Genomic DNA, 18,281 nt, shown 5'->3' on the forward strand with positions numbered 1-18,281 from the left:
CTCGACACTCGAAACAACACCCTAGTACGCAGCGGGCCGCTCAATCGCAAGTTCGATCAGCTCCGTGATTAGATCGGTGTATTCCACCCCTGAGGCCTCCCACAGTCGCGGGTACATCGAGATTGGCGTGAACCCGGGCAGCGTGTTGATCTCATTGAGCACCGGCCCATCTTCGGTCAAGAAGAAGTCGATGCGCGAGAGACCTGCGCACTGCGCAACTTCAAAGGCCAGCACGGCGGCATCGCGGATCGCAGCGAACTCAGCGTCTGTCACCTTTGCTGGCAGTTCGAGGTCGACACCGGCAGCGCCCAGGTACTTCGCCTCGAAGTCGTAGAACTCGCGCCCTGAGAATACAATCTCACCAATCACGCTGCTGGTGCGCGGAGCACTCTCGCCACGCCCCTCAAGCACTGCGATCTCGACCTCGCGTCCGGTCACCCCGGACTCAATCAGCACGGTGCGGTCTTCGGCAAAAGCCACTTCAAGCGCTGCGGGAATACCCGAGGCATCCGCGACTTTTGTCACCCCGACGCTCGAACCGGCCCTGGCTGGCTTCACAAACAGAGGGTACTGCAGATCCTTGTCGAGTGAATCAACGAGCGAGGGATCCCGCGCGATCTGGTCCCGAGTCACGGTCTTCCAGGGGGCAACAGCGATCCCGGCATCGGCCAGCACTGTCTTCACAACGTGCTTATCCATGCAGAGCGCCGAGCCGAGCACTCCACTACCCACATACGGCAGATCAACAAGGTCAAGCATGCCCTGAACGGTGCCATCTTCGCCATATGGACCGTGCAGCATCGGCAGCACGGCGTCAACGTGCCCGAGCGTGTGCAGATCTCCGGTCTGCTCGATGACGGTGAGGGTGCGAGTGTTTGTTGACGCGGGCCAGAGCACCCGCGTGCCGTTGTCATGCACCTCGGGCAAGGCCCCAGCCTCGAGCCGGTAGCTTTCGAGATCGCTCTCCTGCATCAGCACGGTCGCGCCCTGCTTCGTGAGGCCCACGAGGATCACGTCAAACAGTGAGCGATCAATGGCCCGCAACACTCCCGCGGCGGTCACACAGCTAATGCCGTGCTCGCTTGAACGCCCACCGAAGAGCAGAACAACGGTCTTTTTGGTCGAGGCTACATCGGTCATGCGGACTTCCCCTTCATCAGATTCATAAAGCGCTCCCAACGCCCGGCTGCGGCACACCGAGTCTCAGCTCGGGCCGCGGCACGTCGTCTTCGGTCGCAAGGTGCGGTCCAAGGTTCTTCGGCGCCATCGTGCCGCTGAGTACCATCTGCACCTGCTCAACGATCGGCATCACGATACCGCGCTCATGTGCGAGTTCCAGAACGGGCGGCACCGAGGTGATGCCCTCGGCCGTCTGCTGCATCTGCTCGCGGGTCTCCTCTTGTGAATATCCCTGCCCAATCAAGCGACCAGCCGTATTATTCCGTGAGAGCGGCGACTGGCAGGTAGCGATCAAGTCGCCAAGGCCAGCAAGCCCCGAAAGGGTGACAGGATCTGCGCCCGAAGCCACGGCGAATTCAGTCATCTCAGCGAGTCCACGCGTGATGATGGCGGCCTTAGTGTTCTCTCCGTAGCCCACACCATCGACGATGCCAATGGCCAGGGCGATCAGGTTTTTCAGCACACCACCGAGTTCGGTACCAACAACGTCAGTGTTGACGTAGGTGCGAAAGTAGGGGGCAGAACAAGAGGTGGCAATCTCCTGCGCAACCTGCAGATCCACGCACGAGGCAACGGCCCCGGTCGGCTGCTCCTTCGCGATCTCGAGCGCGATGTTTGGCCCTGAGATCACACCCACACGCTCCGGACCAATATCCAGAGTGTCAATGATCACCTCAGACATACGCATGGTTGTCGTCTGTTCGACGCCCTTCACCAGGCTCACAAGCACACTGCGCCGATCAAGAAACGGCTCAAGATCAAGCAAGTTCTGCCTCAGCGTCTGGCTCGGCACAGCAAGAAACACGAGCCGTGCACCCTTCAGCGCCGTCGCCAAATCGTCGGTCGCTTTGAGGGTCTTCGGCAAATTGATGCCGGGCAGGTACTGGCTGTTGCGTTTTGCGACCTGAATCTCGCTTGCGATCTCTGGCCTGCGGGCCCACACGGTCACCTCGCACCCAGCGTCGCTCAGCACCTTCGCGAAGGTGGTGCCCCAGCTACCCGAGCCGATCACAGCCACTTTGCGCCCGCGATTGCGGGTCCCGTTATTAGAAGTCACGACCGGAATCGACTTGGTGCTCAAAATCGTCCTGTCTCACTCTGCTGGTGTTTGCTTGGATCCCAGCGCTCCGCAGGGGGTGTTTCACCTCGTAAGTCAGCGAGCAAGGCAGTGATCGCGTCCATCAACATACTCGTCGCTTCGTTGATCGTCTTTTGGTCAAGCGGGCGGTCCCTAAACTTACTGAGGTCGATCGGCTCACCAATCGATACCTCAATAGTTTTGCGCGGGAACGGCTTGATCCGCTTCGCATAACGCGGCATGAGCTTTTCCGTGCCCCAGTGGGCGGCAGGGATCAAGGGCACACCCGACTCCAGCGCCAAACGAACCGCACCACTTTTTCCGCGCATGGGCCAGAGGTCAGGATCGCGCGTCAGTGTTCCTTCGGGTACACGACAACAGCGGCTTCCTGCTCAATCAGCTGTGAAGCAGCCCCCATTGGATTTTTCTGACCATCACGACTCGGCGCTGTTCCCGCGCGCTCAACCGGCACCTGACCTGTCGCCCGCATCAATCCGCCCAGCACAGGAACCTTAAAAAGGCTCGCTTTGGCCATAAAACGTGGCGCTCGCCCCAGGTGCCACACAGCTGCACCCATGGCAATCGGGTCGACCTCGCTGAAGTGGTTCGGCGCGATAATAAATGGCCCGGACTGCGGCAAACGAGATGAGGGAGTGAAGCGGTAACGCACCATCATCGACCACACCGGAAGGATTAATGCGGCCAGCACCCAGAAGAGGCTGGGGCGTCGTTTCTCCGCGGAGTTCAGGCTCCGCAGCTTCACCGTTTCAGTCATAACTCAATTATCTCGAAGCATGCGTTCCGCAGCTGCATAACAAGTCGGAACTCACAGAATCGCTCGACCGCGCCCTAGCTCTCGAACACAAAATCAGCGCCGAGAAGCCGCAGCTTCTCGATAAAGTTTTCATACCCGCGCGAGATAATGCCGAGGTTGGTGACCTTCGATTGCCCCTCTGCCGTCAGAGCAGCAATCAGGTGGCTGAAACCGCCTCGCAAATCAGGCACCTCGATGTCGGCTCCCGTGAGTGGCGTTGGTCCGGTAATAACAGCTGCTTGCTCGAACTCTCGACGCATCACCCTTCGAGAGTCGTCACTCAGGCCGTCTTTATAGACGGTAATCTCAGCGCCCATCTTGTTGAGGGCGTCGGTGAAACCGAACCGATTCTCGTAGACGGTCTCATGAATGGTCGACACTCCCTCAGCCTGGGTTAGTGCGACCACAAGCGGCTGCTGCCAGTCGGTCATAAAGCCGGGGTGTACATCGGTCTCGATGGTCACGGGCTTGAGTGTGCCACCCGGGTGCCAGAAACGGATACCGTCGTCGTGCACATCGAAGTCACCACCAACCTTGCGGAAGACGTTGAGGAAAGTCATCATCTCTTCCTGCTTCACTCCTCCGACAAACACATCACCCTTAGTGGCAAGTGCTGCGGCCGCCCAGCTTGCCGCCTCGTTGCGGTCAAAGATTGCGCGGTGATCGTATCCACGAAGCTCGGGTACACCCTCAATGAAGATGACGCGGTTCGGCTCGACCGTAATGATCGCACCCATCTTCTGCAGAATACAGATGAGGTCGATAATCTCGGGCTCAATTGCCGCGTTGCGAAGCTCGGTCTGGCCCTCGGCAAGCACCGCTGTTAGCAACACTTGCTCGGTAGCTCCGACAGACGGGTACGGCAACTCAATGTTTGCACCTTTGAGTCCGTTGGGTGCGGTCAAGCTAATGCCACTCGGCAGCTTCTCGATGACCGCACCAAAGTTGCGCAGCGCATCAAGATGGAAGTCGATCGGGCGATCACCGATCCTGCACCCACCAAGGTCAGGAATGAAGGCCTCACCGAGCCGGTGAAGCAGCGGGCCGCAGAAGAGGATCGGGATCCGCGAGGATCCGGCGTGTGCGTCGATGTCTGCCTGGTGCGCAACTTCAACGTTTGAGGGTCAAGACGCCACTCAGTCTGATCTTCGTTGCGGGTGATGAGCACACCGTGCAGTGCCAGCAGCCCCGCGACAACACGCACATCCGAAATGTTGGGCACGTTGCGCAGCACGCTAGGGGTCTTGCCCAGCAGAGCGGCAACCATCGCTTTGGTCGCGAGGTTCTTCGCGCCGCGAACCTCAATGCGTCCCTTGAGGGGGCGGCCACCATTGATGATGATCTCATCGGAGGTGAGACCGACGCGCGCGCCTGCCTTCTGCGCATCAAGTTTACGTCCGGCAGCCTCAAGGTCTTCGGGTGATCGCTTCAGTAGCTCTGTTTCACTCTCAAACACATCGTTCTCCGAAACGCTCATGCTCTGCAGCTCCTGCTCATCAACCTCAAGGGTGTTCTGATTACTCACTCGGCTCCCACCGCTGTTGTTGTTGGCATCCAGCTCGGACGGCGCGACTCAAACTCGGTAATTTTGTCTTCACTTCGAAGTGTCAACGAAATATCGTCAAGTCCCTCCGTCAGACGCCAACGTGTGTAGTCGTCGATCTGGAAGGGCACTGTCAAGTCCCCAATCGAAACCGTGCGGTCATCCAGACTGACAGTTAGCTTAGCGCCTGGAGCTGTGTCCATCGCGGCCCAGAGGCGCTCAACATCTACCTCTTCGACCTGTGCAGCGAGGAGCCCCTGTTTGCCGGAGTTACCGCGAAAAATATCGGCGAAACGCGCCGAGATCACAACACGGAAGCCATAGTCACGCAGAGCCCACACGGCGTGCTCACGTGAGGAACCTGTGCCGAAGTCGGGACCAGCCACGAGGATCTCAGCGCCCTCGTACGCCGGCTGATTCAGCACGAATTCAGGATCCTGCCGCCAGTGGTAAAACAGCGCATCATCAAACCCTGTCTTAGTGACTCGCTTCAGAAACACCGCGGGGATGATCTGATCGGTGTCAACGTTTGAGCGCTTCAGCGGTGCTGCAATGCCTGTAAAGGTGGTGAACTTTTCCATGGTTAGGCCTCGACCTTCTCTGCAGACACGGCGTCGTGCGTAATTCCATTTGCGGCGTCTGTTTGAAGGTCCCATGGACTCGACAGCGTGCCTCGAATCGCCGTCGCCGCGGCGACGAGAGGCGAAACCAGGTGCGTGCGACCGCCCTTGCCCTGGCGACCCTCAAAGTTGCGGTTTGACGTAGAGGCGCAGCGCTCACCGGGCTCCAGCTGATCCGGGTTCATGCCCAAACACATCGAGCAGCCCGCGAAGCGCCACTCGCCGCCGAACTCCTCGACGATCTTGTCGATGCCTTCTGCCTCGGCTTCAAGACGCACTCGAGCAGAGCCGGGAACCACCATTAGGCGGACGCCCTCGGCTTTCTGCTTGCCCTTGATGATGCCAGCGAAGGTGCGCAGGTCATCAAGACGACTGTTGGTGCATGATCCCATGAACACAGCGTCTACCGGAATCTGTTTCATTGGTGTGCCCGCTGCGAGGTCCATGTATTCGAGCGCGCGCTCTGCGGCAGCACGCTGGTTTGGATCCTGAATGTCTGCCGGGTTCGGTACGGTTTCACTGAGAGCGACACCCTGCCCTGGGTTAGTGCCCCAGGTTACAAACGGCTCCAATTCGCTGGCATCGATGAACACCTCGGCGTCGAACACTGCTCCTTCGTCGGTGGGCAGCGTTTTCCAGTAGGCAACTGCCTCGTCCCAATCGGCACCCTTGGGGGCGTGCTCCCGACCTTTGACATAATCAAATGTTGTCTCGTCGGGAGCAATGATGCCAGCGCGAGCACCGGCCTCGATCGACATGTTGCAGATCGTCATGCGGCCGTCCATGGACAGTGCACGAATCGCGGCTCCGCGGTATTCCAGCACGTAGCCCTGGCCACCACCGGTTCCGATCTTCGCGATCACGGCGAGGATGATGTCTTTGGCGGTAACGCCCGGGCGCAGTTCACCCTCAACGTTGATGGCCATCGTTTTGAAGGGCTTCAGCGGCAGCGTCTGGGTCGCCATGACGTGCTCAACTTCGCTCGTGCCGATCCCGAAGGCAATGGAGCCAAAGGCGCCGTGGGTTGAGGTGTGGCTGTCGCCGCAAACGACGGTCATACCCGGCATGGTCAGGCCGAGCTGCGGGCCAACCACGTGAACGATGCCCTGCTCTTTGTCGCCGAGCGGGTGCGAGCGCACACCGAACTCTTCGACGTTGTGACGGAGGGTCTCGATCTGCAGGCGACTCGTGGGATCTTCGATCTGCCGAGTGATGTTGAGCGTTGGAGTGTTGTGATCCTCCGTCGCAATCATCAGGTCGACCCGGCGCAGGGGCGGTTTGCCACTCGCAAGCCGTCAAACGCCTGCGGGCTCGTGACCTCGTGAATCAGGTGGAGATCAATGTAAATGAGGTCTGGCTCGCCGTTCTTGCCCTTAACGACGACGTGGTCGTCCCAGAGCTTTTCCGCCAGGGTGCGCGGCGCAGAAGCTTCAGCTGCGTTCTGATCACTCATGTGGTTCTCTTCTCAAGTTTTGACGCTCTCGTGTTGTTCAACATCGATCGCACGGTGTTAATTCCACGCAGCTTTAGAGGGTTGTTGCTGCGGTGGACGGCCACGTGAAGACTCCGCGACGGGTGGCCTAGAGCTAATCCCCGTCGCGGCTCTGAAGAAGTAGCTGCCACTGACGCATGCGAAGGAGTCTACCACCGCACCACCGACAACTGCTGTGTTGGTAGAGCTCTATTCCCGGTGCGCCTTCTCGTTTGCACCGAGGTGTATCCTGTCCCCTGCCTTTGCAGCATCACGACGCATCTTGATAACACTGGCGATCGTGGCGACGACCATCGCCAGCACGATGAATCCGAGTGACATCATGGTGCTGACGTCGGGCACGTTCACGTGCTCACCACCGTTAATAAAGGGCAGCTCGTTCTCGTGCAGGGCGTGCAAGATCAGCTTCACACCGATGAACGCGAGGATCGCTGCGATGCCGTACTTAAGGTATTCCAGCCGCTCGAGCAATCCGCCCAGCAGGAAGTAGAGCTGACGCAGGCCCATGAGCGCAAACACGTTTGCCGTGAAGACAATGAACGGGCTCTGCGTGATGCCGAAGATCGCGGGGATGGAGTCAAGCGCAAACAGCAAGTCGGTCGCGCCGAGCGAAATCAACACAAGCAAGAACGGGGTAAACATACGCTTACCATCGACGACCGTGCGCAGCTTGCCTCCGTCAAAGTCATCGCTGAAGGGCAACACCTGCTTCACTTTGCGGATCAGCCAGCTGTCGCCCTGATCCTCGTGACCGCCCGGCTTCACCTGCTGCCAAGCCGTCCATACAAGCCAGGCACCAAAGATGAAGAAGATCCAGATGAAGCGCTCGATCAAGGCCGCACCGGCGAGAATAAAGATGCCGCGGAAGACGAGTGCGAGCACGATTCCAATCATGAGTGCGCGCTGCTGGTAGGCGCTCGGCACCTTAAATGCACCGAGAATCAATACAAACACAAACAGGTTGTCGATCGACAAGCTGTATTCGGTGAGCCAGCCAGCCAAGAACTCGGTGCCGTGCTGCACATCCCCAAGTAAGAAAATAATGCCCGCGAAAACCAAAGCGAGCAATACGTAAAATCCCACCCAGAGGCTCGCCTCGCGCATGGTTGGCACGTGAGGCCGACGAATAATAAGGGCAAGGTCGAGGATCAGAATCGCGACCAACACGACCATCGATCCAATTTCAAACGCGAGCGGGAGAACTGAACTCAACTGCGGCAACTCTTTCGGCTAGGCACTTTCGGGTGCGGGGATTACCGAAGGTCTCTTCCCGGTGCGATCTTGATCCTCACAGAACCTTCACAACACCGGCCAGCACCGGCGCCGCCACTGAGCGACGCGTACTGACGATGCTGACGAAAGCAGGAATACTCCCCCTCGTTCGCATTCAGTGTACTGTGCTGCGCTTGGTTCTGCTGCCGAATCCAGTTTTCTGTTTCATTCGCTGCGCTAACATTGGCTGGACCGTGACCACCACGAGAGGTACCCGTGAGCAATCAATCCAGCAACTCCATTCAGCGCAGCGCCGAACGCGGCCCGGGTTTCGCTTCGCGCACCCTTGCCGGGTTTATCTTTGCGAGCCGCTGGTTGCAGGCGCCGCTGTATCTCGGCCTGATTATTGCGCAGGCCGTGTATGTGGTGCTCTTCTTTGTGGAATTATGGCACCTCATCGAGAAGTCTGTGATCTCGGGCAAGTTCTCCGAGACCGAAGTTATGCTCAGTGTGCTTGCCCTGATCGACATCGTGATGATCGCGAATCTATTGATCATGGTGATCATCGGCGGGTACGAGACCTTTGTATCGAAGATTCGCGTGGACGGTCACCACGACGAGCCAGACTGGCTCTCGCACGTCAACGCGAACCTACTGAAGGTGAAACTAGCGATTTCGATCATCTCGATCTCGTCAATCCACCTGCTGAAGACCTTCATCGAGGTTGGGCGGATGGACAAAGGCATCGTGCTCGACGGTGACGGTAAGGTGATCTACTCTTACGACGGTGTGTTCTGGGAAGTCATGATCCACCTCGCGTTTATCGTGTCGGCGCTTGCTCTTGCCTGGATCGATCACCTGAGCAAAAAACACCCCGGAGAGAAGCACGAGCAGGTTACAGCTGGCAGGATCGAGGCCGAGTTGATGCATCCGCGCGAGGCTGACGTTACTGTTGCAGCAGCTCCGGTCGCTCACACTGACGGTTTTGTCACCGTTCGTTTGCCCGCCGGAACACAGCTACCCGACGGAGCCGAGGTCGTGGAGCACCACCCACGCTAGTTTTGACGCTATGCTAGACCGGTGCCTCCGGGCACGCTCACGCGCGAGTGGCGGAATTGGCAGACGCGCTGGATTTAGGTTCCAGTGTCTTCGGACGTGGGGGTTCAAGTCCCCCTCGCGCACGTAATAGTGGTTGGGCCTCGGCCTAATACCACCTCACCCTTTACTAAATAATCGAGCTTCTTTCTAGCTGCGCACAGTCAGGAACCATCGATACCGTGAGGCCATGAGTCAGACTCCCCGTGCCCCGCACCCATCGACCGAGCTTGAAGTAATGGGAACTGAGCACCTGAGTCCTCACCTGGTACGTGTGCGGCTCGGCGGCGAAGGCTTCGCCCGGTTTGAGGATCGGCCCGAAACCGACAAGTACGTCAAGCTCAAGTTCGTGACTCCCGCCCCGGAATCGCACCCCGTCACCCGCACATATACGGTTCGTCGGGTCGATGCTGAGAGTCGCACGCTCGATATCGACTTTGTTGTGCACGGCGAGGAGGGCCTCGCTGGTCGCTGGGCTGCGTCAGCCCGAGTTGGAGACCGCATCACCCTGGTTGGCCCTGGAGGCGGCTACCTGCCCGATCCCAACGCAGCTTGGTATCTGTTCGCGGGAGACCTGTCCGCGGTTCCAGCGATCGCGGCGGCGTTAGAGGCGCTCCCCACAACGCCCGTGGCGTCGCGTTCATTGAGGTCGAGAACGAGGACGCGATACTCAACCTCGTAGCCCCCATGGGTGTCAAGGTACAGTGGCTCGTCAGCTCGACCCCAGAGCACGAACTACTTGTAGAACACGTGCGCGGCTACGAATGGCCTGACGGATCCGTGCAGGTGTTTGCCCACGGCGAGCGAGAATCGATGAAGGCGCTGCGCCGTTTGCTGGTCGCGGAGAAGGATGTTCCTCGCACCCAGATGTCACTTTCTGGATACTGGGCCCGCGGTCGTTCGGAGGACCGCTTCCAAGCGGAAAAGCGCGAACCCGTAGGGCAAATTTTTCTCGAGGACTGAGCCGCCTGCCCGGGCAAAATCTGAGAGGCTGGACACATGAGGATCTTGCTGCTCGGTGGCACAGCCTGGCTTGGGCACACCATCGCCGAGGCTGCCGTCACCTCGGGTCACGAGGTCACCTGCTTGGCGCGGGGCACTGACGTGCCGAAGGGCGTGAACCTGGTGCGGGCAGACCGTGACGAGGATCACGGACTATCGCCGGTCACACACGACACTTGGGACGCCGTGATTGATGTTGCCAGTCAACCCGGTTACGTGCGGCGGTCCGTTCGTGATCTTGCCGCGTTCGCGGACCAATACGTGTACATCTCATCCTGCAACGCCTACGCATCGCTTGCGGAAGACGGAATCGCCGAGACCGCACCGCTGAATACTCCCCTAGTTGCAGGCGTGATGGCCTCGACGGAAGAGTACGGCGAGGCAAAGGTTGCCTGCGAAGACGCGGTGCTCGCTGCATTTGGCCCCAAACGCACAATCATCATTCGACCCGGGCTGATTGGTGGGCCCGGAGATCCAACCGGACGCACCAGCTACTGGCCCCTACGCCTTGCGAACCCTTCCACCCCCGACGGGCGAGTTCTTGTTCCCGAAGCAAGTGACCAGCTCACCTCGGTCATCGATGTGCGAGATCTCGCGGCGTGGATCATTCACCTGCTCGAACATTCCATACGAGGCATCTTCAATGCCGCTGGAGATCCGGTCTTACTCAATCACCACCTCGACATCGCTCGAACGATCACACACCATCAGGGCAAGCTCGTTCCTGCCTCGTCCGACTGGCTCATCGCCAACGGAGTTGCCCAGTGGTCGGGGCCACGTTCGCTTCCGCTCTGGGTCACTGACGCGGAAGCGCGAGGGATCGGCGCGCTCTCCAACTCCAGTGCAAAGAACGCAGGCCTGCGGTTAAGGCCGCTCGCGAAAACCCTCGCAGACACACTTGCCTGGGCCACCGCTCACAACATTGTGACGGTGAATGGCGCGGGGCTGAGCGACGAGGAAGAGACCTCACTCGTGAGTAGGCTGGACGCCCAGTAGCCCAAAGATTGGAGCACAGAAGCAGTGCGAGATTTCACACGACCCGTTATTGCTCCGCAGACATTCACCGACGCCGCCGGAAACACCATCGAGTTCGGAAACCGCTGGGCGCAATTCGACAACACCCCGCCCGAAGACAGTTACTCCGTCGAGAGTCACCTCGAACGATTCGCTCCCCTGCACGCCGTTGCCGAGGCTCTCATTGAGCACCTCACCACAAACTACGAGGTAACAGTCGAAGAAGACACCGCAGTGTTAGACGATCTCGTTTACTCGCCTGACCTGAGCGAGGTAATGCGAACCGTGCGTCTCACCCCGCAGCCAACTGCGTCCCCGCTCACCTTCGTGTTCACCAGGTTCCCGAGTGTGTTCGTTCACGCCGGCGCAGCGCTCGACCTCAGGTATCCGTCCTGCGGCTGCGATGCGTGCGACGAAACGTGGCAGAGCGCCGCGGAGGATCTCGAGTGGCAGACACTCGCGATTGTGGCAGGCGGTCTCACCGAACACCTAGAAAAGGTTCGCCACTGGCGGCGGGGGCTTCAACGCGGCATGGGACTCGTGCGCGATTTGAAGCAGCCTGCAAGCTACGGACTCAGAGCAGCGGACGGTAGCCAGAGCATGGGTGGCAGCTCGGAGGCCGCAGACCTGCCCCAGCACGCCCAAGGGAAACTGCAGCGGCTGTCAACGCTGCTCACGGATGGCCGATGGCAGCCCTGGACCCCCAGGGCAGCCGAGTAACCCAAGGCGTTCCCGCCCAGCCATAATGGACTCCGTGGCGAAACCAAAAACGAGCAAACTCCTCTACGTGCTCATTGCGTGTGTCGTGGCAGGATCGGGCATTCTGGCGCTTGTCAACGAGACATTCAACGCTGATCCTGACCCCGCAGCCACCGCACCCACAGCCGCGAGCAGCGACGCCGCCCGAACTCTCGACACGCTTGAGGTGAAGGGCCGATCCCCAAAGACCGGCTACGATCGCACAGTACAGTTCGGTGCCGCCTGGACCGATGTCGACCGTAACGGCTGCGACACGCGCAACGACATCTTGGCTCGGGATCTGAAAAACGTCACACTGTCCGGCGACTGCAAAGTCATGTCGGGCACACTTGAGGATCCCTTCACCGGCACCACCGTCGACTTCGTGCGGGGCCAACAGAGTTCTTCGGTGGTGCAAATAGACCACATCGTGCCGCTCTCAGACGCCTGGCAGAAGGGGGCGCAGCAGCTTTCTCAGGATCAACGCGTCGCCTTTGCAAACGATCCGCTCAATCTGCAGGCCGTGCTTGGAAAAGCGAACGCACAAAAGGGCGACAGCGACGCGGCAACGTGGCTGCCAGATAATCGGGCGTTCCGCTGCGAGTACGTGTCTCGCCAAGTCACGGTCAAAGCCAACTACAAACTCTGGGTCACGCAGGCAGAAAAGGACGCGATGGTGCGTGTGCTCAGAACCTGCGCATAATCCGATCTCAGCAAGCCTCCTGTTTCACCAATTGCCTGCCTGTTAGGCTCGATCCTCGTTAGCCGTTTTCATAGGTTTCAGGAGGTCGCATGCGAACACGCAGTGGCTTCCTCCCGCTTGCGCTCACAGTGACTTTCGCGTTGTTTCTGCCGTCTTTTTGGATGATCGACGTTTTTCAATCACAAACGCCCACAGCAATGGTGGTTTCCGCCGCTCAGGCCTCGTCCTCCGAATCAACATCAGACGCACTCCCCTGGAGTGTTGCAGACGAGGGCACTGACGACATGGATCCGTTCACCCCACTGGTTCCGCCACACGTTCCCCTTAGTGCGACGGCGGCCTCGGTGAGCTCCGTGATCCTCCCTCCCCTCTGCACCCTGCTCAGGTCGAATTTAGCCCACAGAGCAGACTTCCCCCTCAATCAGCCAAGAAGTTCCAACCACCCCACCGTTACCCCAAGCGTGAACGCACGGCGCGTAAGCGCCACTCTCCCGCCCGTATCAGAGGGCACGACTGTACGTTTACGAATTTGGAGCACACATGTCTTCACAACTGACCCCTTTGTCGAACCCACCAGCTTTTCGCCACAGAAAGCGCATCTCTCGTCGCAGGCGACTTCTGACAACGATCTCACTCACCTTGGCGGTCGTCCTAGCTTCGACCGTAGCTGTTGTGGCAATCACGCTGAATCAGTTTGAACGCAGCATCGTGCGCTCCGATTTCACCCTGCCCCAGGTCGACACAGAATCCCTTGACCCCGGTGAACAGAACATTCTGATCATGGGCATGGACAGCCGTCTCGATCAGAACGGCAACGCTCTGCCGGACTGGATGTACGACGCACTCCAGGCGGGCGACGCTGACGACGGCGGATACAACGCAAACGTGCTCATTCTGCTTCACATTCCGGCGGATCGCTCCCGCGCGGTCGGGATCGCGATTCCGCGCGATGACTACGTTGACATGGTTGGCGTCCCGGGCGGGGCCTCCCAAGCCAAGATCAAAGAGGCTTACGGTCGCGCGATGAACGCGCGCCTCAACGAGCTCAGTGGAGAGGAAGGACTGTCAGAAAAGGACGCCTATCAGCAGGCACGAGCGGCGGGTCGCCAGGCCCAGATCGAAACAGTGTCGCACTTTCTCGGCGATATTCGCATCGACCACTTTGTTGAGATGACAATGGGCGGCTTCTATAGCGTTGCAGAAGCTTTTGCCCCTATTCAGGTGTGTCTCAATCATGCCACTTCAGACACATACTCGGGCGCAAACTTCGCCGCGGGCATTCAGGATCTTGATGCGCGGCAGGCCATTAGTTTCGTGCGGCAGAGGCGCGATACCGGCGACGGGCCAGACCTGACCGACCTTGATAGGTCCCGCCGTCAGCAAGCTTTTTTGGTGAGTCTCGCGGACAAGATTAAACAGCGCAGCACCCTCACCAACCCAAAGACAATCGTCTCGCTCATGGATGTCACGAAGAACTACGTTGCCGTCGATACCCGCTTTGACGCAATCGGGTTCTTGAGCATCGCGCGTGAGGCGGCAGAGAACGGCGTGCAGTTCGTGACCCTGCCGGTTGAGAACTTCGACACGATCGACGGTTCTTCAGTAAACATCGTCGACGTCGAGAGGGTGCAGGGGGTCGTCGCGGCGGTGCTAGACGGAAGCTACTTCAACCAGGCACCCGCAACGGAGGATCCCGAGGCGAGCACCGGGGAAACCGACCCGGCCGCGGATCCCGAGGCCGTTACCCCGGACCCGATCCCAACCCCCACCGAGTCGACCCCCACCACCCGAAGAAGAAGGGCGCACCGGAGGTCACCACCTACGAGTCTTCCGACGATCCCATTCAGGCGGGCACGATGCCCTGCGTGAACTGATCCGAGGGATTGAGTTCAGATGTCTACGCCTACCAAGGCGACGTTTGTGCTGCCCGCAGGTCGGCCCGCCCGATTCCGCCTCGTTCCGGCCGAGCCCGGACCGTTACGTCGTCTCACCATTATTCTGCTGACCTTGGTCGCACTTCTCGTGGGGCTGGGGGTGATCATGGTGCAGTCCGCAGGCCAGGTCGTCGCTATCGCCAACGGCGGGAGTCCCCTGAGCGGTCTCGCACGGCAGGGCGGTTTCGCCCTGATCGGTGTCTGCTTACTGCTCCTGCTCAGTCAGGTTTCAACGGAACACCTCAGACGTTATTCGTGGGTTGCGCTGCTGTTCGGCATCACGCTGCAGCTTCTGGTCTATACGCCACTTGGGTACGAGGCCGGAGGCAACCGCAACTGGCTGCGTCTCGGACCACTCTCGATGCAGCCGGCAGAGTTTATGAAGGTGGTGCTGCTCGTGTGGGTTTCGGCTGTGATCGCCACCAAACAACCGCTACTTTCACGCTGGCAACACGTGGCGATCCCGATTCTGCCCGTCGTGGCACTATCGATGGCCATCAACGTGCTCGGCGGCGATCTCGGCACACTCATGATCATTGCTGCCCTGGTGTTTGGGTGCCTGTATTTTGCCCAGGTGCGCTGGCGAATCTTGGGAGGGATCGCTCTGCTCGCGGCGCTCGGCGTCGCGGTTATGACGGCGATCAAACCGAACCGCGTCTTCCGCGTAATCCAGTTTCTTGAGATCGACTGCCTTACTGACCCCGAGCACGCACACGGCATGTGCTGGCAGTCGCTCAACGGATTCTGGGCCCTGTCAAACGGTGGCCTGTTTGGTGCGGGGGTCGGCAATTCGAAAGCGAAGTGGTCGTGGCTGCCCGAGTCTGAGACCGACTTCATTTTCGCGATCATCGGAGAAGAACTGGGGTTTGTTGGTGCGTTCGCGATGATCCTGATCCTTGTGGGCATCGTCGTTGTGCTGGTGGCCCTGCTCGCGCACTGCAGGACACCGTTTGCGACCTCGGTGATCGGGGGTTTCCTCGTCTGGATCGGTGCGCAGGCCAGCGTCAACATCTCAGTGGTGCTCGGATTCATTCCTGTACTGGGTGTGCCTCTACCCTTTGTGTCGGCTGGCGGCACCTCCCTGATTTCGGGTCTGATGGCGGTCGGGGTGGTGCTTTCTTGCGTGCGGGAGGAGGCGGTGGGTTCCCCGTCGGGAACCCACCTGTCGGCTACTGATCGGTCGCGCGGATCACGCGATGATCCACATAGCGGCTGAGCGTCAAGATCACTGCGGATGCAAGGATCAAAATCGCCGCCATAATCGTGAACTCGGCCCGCGACAGATTCAAGTTGAAACAGACAAAACCAGCAAGCATCGAAATTGCCCAGGGAGCCGCGTAATAGGTGCCCACGGTCGCGAATCCGGTTCGCCCAAGAGCTGAGGCAGTGACCAGCACCAAAAACAGGGCCACAAGGCCGAGAAGCAGAAAAGAGGCCAGGGACTCCCAAAAGGCCGGAGCAAAGTAAAACGGGGAGCCATCAATGAGTACCTTGAGGAGCATGAAGACTCCAAGCACAGCTCCGACTACCGCCGCGGTTTTCCAGACCAGTTTTGCTCGCACACGTGCGACCAGCGCCAGCATTGCCCAGGCGCCGAAAATCAACGGCACCAACACTGATTCAATGAGCAGGTCCTTTGGCCCCAGGCGAATCACGCACACCCGATGCACGCGAATAGAACAGAGCCGGAGAGCCAACGCGCCAGCCCCGGTCGGCGCACGGCCACGGCAATCGCGGCGGCGATCCACAGGCACACGATAGTTACGTTTGAAATTGAAAACCACATGAAAGGGAAATAGTCGGGGCATATTCTACCTCCGAGAAATATCTGAGCATTTGAATCACCGGAAGCACCTCAAACGAGATCAGGTGGAACAGCGCGATCATAAAACCAGTGCCTAGAGCGAGCGAAGCAACTGTCTCAGCAAGGTCTGGTCGAATCACCCGGCGCAACCACAGGCTCATTGCGTGCCCCTGAACGCTCAACTTGTCGCCGGCCGACGGTTGCGTCCGCCCCGCTGCCTCTGCGACGTCCATCAGAACGGACGCAGCAACGGCCTCGTTCTCGTCACGCCAGGCGTGCGGATGGAAGCGAAACACGCGCCGAAACACCTGCTCATCTGATGTCATAGCAACTTCGCTGTTCATGCCGCACCTCCCCATGCTGCCCCGGCAAGTCCGGGGTGCGACTTCTGCAGTCTCGCCTTTGCCTCGGCGGCAATTTGCGCCGACCGATTTGCCGCCTCGGCGAGGTTCGATGCTCCCGCTTCCGTCAGTTCGTAGTAGCGCCTCAGCCGACCGTCGATCACCTCGTCGCCCGCCGCGGCCACAAGCCCTCGTCAGAGAGCCGGTCCAGCGCGGCGTAGAGGGTGCCGACCTTGAGTTGCACGCGGTTGCCCGAAAGCTCCGCCGCCTCGGCAATCAACGCGTAGCCGTGTTTTCGGCCGCTCGCCAGTGCCGTCAGAATCAAAAACGTGGGTTCACGCATTTCTTTAATGCTCATGTTTTAAGCATATTCAACTCAATTGACTATTACAAACCCTTCACCCCTAAACAAACCGCAACCCCACGCGAAGTAAGCTCGACAGCATGGCAATCGGCTCAATGATGCACACATTCACGGTTCAACTGGCAGACGTGGATCGCGGGGTGTACGAAGACTTCAGCGTTCGCGCGGCCCGCCACCCCTCCGAGACGGACGCCTACATGGTTACGCGTCTGCTCGCGTACTGCCTTGAGCACGAAGAGGGCATCGAGTTCGGTGGTGGGGTTTCGACCACCGACGAACCCGCGGTGCTGGTGCGAGACCTCACGGGCAAGATCACGGCCTGGATCGAGGTCGGCGCCCCGGACGCCGCGCGATTGCACTACGGCAACAAGCTAGCGGATCGCACCGCTGTATACACACACCGCGATCCCGCCAAGCTTCTCTCGAACTGGGAGGGCAAGACCATCTACAACTCCAAATCGATCCGCCTGCGCAGCTTTGAACCATCCTTCATCTCCGAAGCGGTAACCGCGCTCGAGCGTCGAAACACCCTGAGCCTTTCGGTCACCGAGGGTCAGATGTATTTCGAGCTGAACGATACATCGCTGAGCTCTCCGCTTCACGAGCATCAACTTCCGTAACAATGGTGCATTAAATGCTGCAAGCTTGCTGTTAATCCACAGGAGCGACTATCTCTCACCCCATTCAACGATATATCGTTAAATATCGTTGAAGCGATAGAAATGGAGAGCATCATGAGCAGTTCTTTCCCAAGCGCCCCCTTCTCAGGCGGCCCATTCGGCAACGGCATGCACCCGGAGAACATGTGGCAGGCCTTCGACCACCTCCGCTCAAAGTTTGAAAAACGCGCGGGATCCCGAATGGGCCGCGGCGATGTGCGCACGGCGGTGCTCGCGCTTCTGCTGGAGAACCCCATGCACGGCTATCAAATCATCCGCGAGATCGAGGAGCGCAGCGGTGGCAGCTGGAAGCCGAGCGCGGGCTCGGTCTACCCCACGCTTCAGTTGCTCGCAGATGAGGGTTTGATCTCCGCGGAGGAATCCAACGGACGCAAAACCTACATGCTCACCGAGGAGGGTCGTGAGGTAGCCGAAGAAGAAGCGGGCAATGCCCCTGGGAGTCGGCTCCGGCGAGCAATGACCCTCGTTTTGGCGCCCTGCCAAAGGCTGGCTTCGAGTTTGCGCAGGCGGCTACGCAGATCGGCCGCTCGGGAACAACGGAACAGATACAGCAGGCCGTTGAGGTGATTGACGAGGCCCGCAAGCGACTCTACGCAATCCTCGCGCAGGACTAGCGCGCGTGTCGTCAGCTGCAGGGTCAGCCTCGGCATCACGTCGCTACCGTCGCA

At 59.4% G+C, this 18,281-nt stretch carries 15 protein-coding genes, 1 tRNA gene and 5 pseudogenes; 10 read left to right on the plus strand and 11 right to left on the minus strand.

Features of this window, described 5'->3' with window-relative positions:
• Positions 1–21 precede the first annotated feature (21 nt).
• The 7 genes and pseudogenes from G7066_RS08295 to G7066_RS08325 form a co-directional block, all read right to left on the minus strand.
• Positions 22–1,140, minus strand: coding sequence for a D-alanine--D-alanine ligase family protein (locus G7066_RS08295; RefSeq protein ID WP_166330385.1), 1,119 nt, complete (start codon positions 1,138–1,140; stop codon positions 22–24).
• A gap of 22 nt (positions 1,141–1,162) precedes the next feature.
• Positions 1,163–2,236 carry an NAD(P)H-dependent glycerol-3-phosphate dehydrogenase gene (locus G7066_RS08300; RefSeq protein WP_244302827.1) on the minus strand — a complete coding sequence of 358 codons (1,074 nt, stop codon included), beginning with the start codon at positions 2,234–2,236 and terminating at the stop codon, positions 1,163–1,165.
• A gap of 20 nt (positions 2,237–2,256) precedes the next feature.
• A pseudogene (locus tag G7066_RS08305) lies at positions 2,257–3,032 on the minus strand (lysophospholipid acyltransferase family protein).
• Between the two features lie 74 nt (positions 3,033–3,106).
• A pseudogene (gene murA / locus G7066_RS08310) lies at positions 3,107–4,548 on the minus strand (UDP-N-acetylglucosamine 1-carboxyvinyltransferase).
• A gap of 44 nt (positions 4,549–4,592) precedes the next feature.
• The gene (gene leuD / locus G7066_RS08315) at positions 4,593–5,195 is read right to left on the minus strand and encodes a 3-isopropylmalate dehydratase small subunit (protein ID WP_166330389.1); all 603 of its coding nucleotides are present in this window, start codon (positions 5,193–5,195) and stop codon (positions 4,593–4,595) included.
• A gap of 2 nt (positions 5,196–5,197) precedes the next feature.
• Positions 5,198–6,687: pseudogene (leuC, locus tag G7066_RS08320) on the minus strand (3-isopropylmalate dehydratase large subunit).
• A gap of 228 nt (positions 6,688–6,915) precedes the next feature.
• Positions 6,916–7,938: a TerC/Alx family metal homeostasis membrane protein gene (locus G7066_RS08325; protein WP_166330392.1), complete on the minus strand. Its 1,023-nt coding sequence runs from the start codon at positions 7,936–7,938 to the stop codon at positions 6,916–6,918.
• Positions 7,939–8,214: 276 nt separating this feature from the next.
• Here G7066_RS08325 and G7066_RS08330 point away from each other — a divergent pair, with 276 nt between their 5' ends.
• From G7066_RS08330 to G7066_RS08365, 8 genes and pseudogenes are all read left to right on the plus strand, one after another.
• A complete protein-coding gene (locus tag G7066_RS08330; protein WP_166330394.1) occupies positions 8,215–8,997 on the plus strand; it encodes a TIGR00645 family protein in 783 nt (260 codons plus the stop codon).
• Positions 8,998–9,038: 41 nt separating this feature from the next.
• A tRNA-Leu gene (locus tag G7066_RS08335) sits at positions 9,039–9,119 on the plus strand.
• Between the two features lie 152 nt (positions 9,120–9,271).
• A pseudogene (locus tag G7066_RS17480) lies at positions 9,272–9,996 on the plus strand (siderophore-interacting protein).
• A 36-nt stretch (positions 9,997–10,032) separates the two neighbouring features.
• Positions 10,033–11,031: an NAD-dependent epimerase/dehydratase family protein gene (locus tag G7066_RS08345; RefSeq protein ID WP_166330396.1), complete on the plus strand. Its 999-nt coding sequence runs from the start codon at positions 10,033–10,035 to the stop codon at positions 11,029–11,031.
• A gap of 24 nt (positions 11,032–11,055) precedes the next feature.
• Positions 11,056–11,769 carry a DUF6226 family protein gene (locus G7066_RS08350; protein ID WP_166330398.1) on the plus strand — a complete coding sequence of 238 codons (714 nt, stop codon included), beginning with the start codon at positions 11,056–11,058 and terminating at the stop codon, positions 11,767–11,769.
• Between the two features lie 25 nt (positions 11,770–11,794).
• The gene (locus G7066_RS08355; protein ID WP_166330400.1) at positions 11,795–12,490 is read left to right on the plus strand and encodes an HNH endonuclease family protein; all 696 of its coding nucleotides are present in this window, start codon (positions 11,795–11,797) and stop codon (positions 12,488–12,490) included.
• A 672-nt stretch (positions 12,491–13,162) separates the two neighbouring features.
• Positions 13,163–14,359, plus strand: a complete 1,197-nt coding sequence (locus G7066_RS08360) for an LCP family protein (protein ID WP_166330402.1) — start codon at positions 13,163–13,165, stop codon at positions 14,357–14,359.
• 24 nt (positions 14,360–14,383) lie between these two features.
• Entirely contained in the window at positions 14,384–15,640 is a 1,257-nt protein-coding gene (locus tag G7066_RS08365) for an FtsW/RodA/SpoVE family cell cycle protein (protein ID WP_166330404.1), read from the plus strand.
• On the opposite strand, the gene G7066_RS08370 is transcribed toward G7066_RS08365, so the two are convergent.
• The 4 genes from G7066_RS08370 to G7066_RS16035 all read right to left on the minus strand — a co-directional run bounded on the left by G7066_RS08370 (position 15,594) and on the right by G7066_RS16035 (position 16,927).
• A complete protein-coding gene (locus G7066_RS08370; protein WP_166330406.1) occupies positions 15,594–16,085 on the minus strand; it encodes a hypothetical protein in 492 nt (163 codons plus the stop codon). The genes G7066_RS08365 and G7066_RS08370 overlap by 47 nt on opposite strands.
• Positions 16,086–16,185: 100 nt before the next feature.
• A complete protein-coding gene (locus G7066_RS08375; RefSeq protein WP_166330408.1) occupies positions 16,186–16,572 on the minus strand; it encodes a hypothetical protein in 387 nt (128 codons plus the stop codon).
• Positions 16,569–16,754: a hypothetical protein gene (locus tag G7066_RS16030; protein ID WP_244302830.1), complete on the minus strand. Its 186-nt coding sequence runs from the start codon at positions 16,752–16,754 to the stop codon at positions 16,569–16,571. The genes G7066_RS08375 and G7066_RS16030 overlap by 4 nt, the downstream gene beginning before the upstream one ends.
• Complete coding sequence (locus tag G7066_RS16035; protein WP_244302831.1) at positions 16,730–16,927, minus strand: PadR family transcriptional regulator; 198 nt, start codon at positions 16,925–16,927, stop codon at positions 16,730–16,732. The genes G7066_RS16030 and G7066_RS16035 overlap by 25 nt, the downstream gene beginning before the upstream one ends.
• A gap of 86 nt (positions 16,928–17,013) precedes the next feature.
• Between G7066_RS16035 and G7066_RS08385 the strand changes: the two genes are divergently transcribed.
• Entirely contained in the window at positions 17,014–17,553 is a 540-nt protein-coding gene (locus tag G7066_RS08385; protein ID WP_166330410.1) for a YaeQ family protein, read from the plus strand.
• 114 nt (positions 17,554–17,667) lie between these two features.
• A pseudogene (locus G7066_RS08390) lies at positions 17,668–18,227 on the plus strand (PadR family transcriptional regulator).
• The last annotated feature ends 54 nt before the right edge of the window (positions 18,228–18,281 follow it).

Source organism: Leucobacter coleopterorum (assembly GCF_011382985.1).
Classification (GTDB): domain Bacteria; phylum Actinomycetota; class Actinomycetes; order Actinomycetales; family Microbacteriaceae; genus Leucobacter; species Leucobacter coleopterorum.